Here is a 1745-nt window from a genome sequence, read left to right on the forward strand (position 1 = left end):
GCAGGGCCACCCGGCTGCGGGTGAGCCATGCCTTCCACTCGCCGCTGATGGAGCCCATGCTCGCCGAGTTCGCCGAGGCCGTCTCCGCACTCGGTTACCGCCGGCCGGTGCTGCCGGCCGTCAGCACCGTCACCGGCCGGGCCCTCGGCGAACAGGACGACCCGCACAGCCCGGACTGGACGTCCCCGGACTACTGGGTGCGGCAGGTGCGCGAGGCCGTGCGGTTCCACGACGCCGTCCGCACCGCCACCGACCGGCTCGGCGTCACCCGCTTCCTCGAAGTCGGACCCGACCCCGTCCTTGCGGGCCTGGTGCAGTCCACCGCCCCCGACACGCACGCCGTCGCCACCCTCCGCGAGGGCCGCGACGAGCCGGCCTGCGTGCTGTCCGCGCTGGCCGAGATGTTCGTACGGGGAGCGACCGCCGACTGGGCCGCGATGTTCGCCGGCACCGGCGCCCGCCGCACCGACCTGCCCACCTACGCCTTCCAGCGCCGCCGCTACTGGCTCGACGCCACCCGGACCGCCACCGACGCGCGGGGCCTCGGGCTCGGCGTCGCCGGACACCCGCTGCTCGGCGCAGCCGTGGCCGTGGCCGGCTCCGACACCCTCCTGCTCACCGCACGGCTCTCCGCCGGCTCCGTCCCCTGGCTCACCGACCACGTCGTCGGCGACCTGCTGGTCGTACCCGGCACCGCCCTCGTCGAACTCGCCGTCCAGGCCGGCCTGCGCGCCGACTGCGACCGCCTGGACGAACTCACCCTGCAGGCCCCGCTGATCCTCCCCGACCAGGGCGCGGTACAGGTGCAGATCGTCCTCGACACCGCCGACGGCGACCGGAGCAGCCGCACGGTACGCATCTTCTCCCGCGCCGAGGACGCCGAGATCGAACAGGCCTGGACCCTGCACGCCACCGGCGCGGTGAGCCGTACGACACCCGCGGCCGAATCGTGGGACCTGCGGGTCTGGCCGCCGGCCGAAGCGGAACCGGTGGACGTGACCGGCCTGTACGAGCGCCTCACCGACGCCGGACTGCGCTACGGACCCGCCTTCCGGGGCATCGACAGGGTGTGGCGAGCCGGTGACGAGTGGTTCGTGGAGGCGGCGCTGCCCGAGCCCGTCGCCGACGACGCCGCCGCGTTCGGTCTGCACCCCGCGCTCCTGGACACCCTCCTGCACACCCTGGCGCTCCGCGGGGGAGAGGGGCGGGGCGCCCTCCTGCCGTTCGTGTGGTCGGGGGTGACCCTCCCGGCGGTCGGCGCGTCCACCGTCCGGGCACGACTGCGGATGCGCGGCGACGACGAGGTCGGCCTGTGGGTGGCCGACGCGGCGGGCGATCCCGTCGCCGCGGTCGACTCCCTGCTCCTGCGCCCGGTCGCCCCGGCCGAACTCGCCGCACAGCGGACACCGGCCGACACGGAGAACCTCTACCGCGTGGAATGGACCCCGGCCTCCGCCGCCCGTCCGGACCAGGACCGGGCGGCACGGCGGGAACCCCACGGAATCGCGGTGCTCGGCGGCCCGACCACCACGACCCCCGGTATCCCCGGCCTCGACCCCACCCACCCCGACCTCGACGCACTGATCGCCGCCCTGGACGAGGGGCAGGACATTCCGCACCGCGTCCTGCTGCCCGTCCCCGCCGGACCCGTGGCGGACACGGTCCCCGCCGTCCTGACCGCCGTACAGCGGTGGCTGGGTGAGGAGCGGTTCTCCGCCGCGCGTCTGGTCGTGGTGACGTCCGGC

1 protein-coding gene is annotated in these 1745 nt (G+C 75.4%); it reads left to right on the top strand.

What is annotated here, in order from left to right; genetic code table 11:
* The coding region (locus ABD363_RS32320) for a polyketide synthase dehydratase domain-containing protein (protein ID WP_344610022.1) at positions 1–1745 on the top strand (1745 nt) is incomplete at both ends.

This window comes from Streptomyces glaucus (genome assembly GCF_039533365.1).
In the GTDB taxonomy this organism is placed as follows: domain Bacteria; phylum Actinomycetota; class Actinomycetes; order Streptomycetales; family Streptomycetaceae; genus Streptomyces; species Streptomyces glaucus.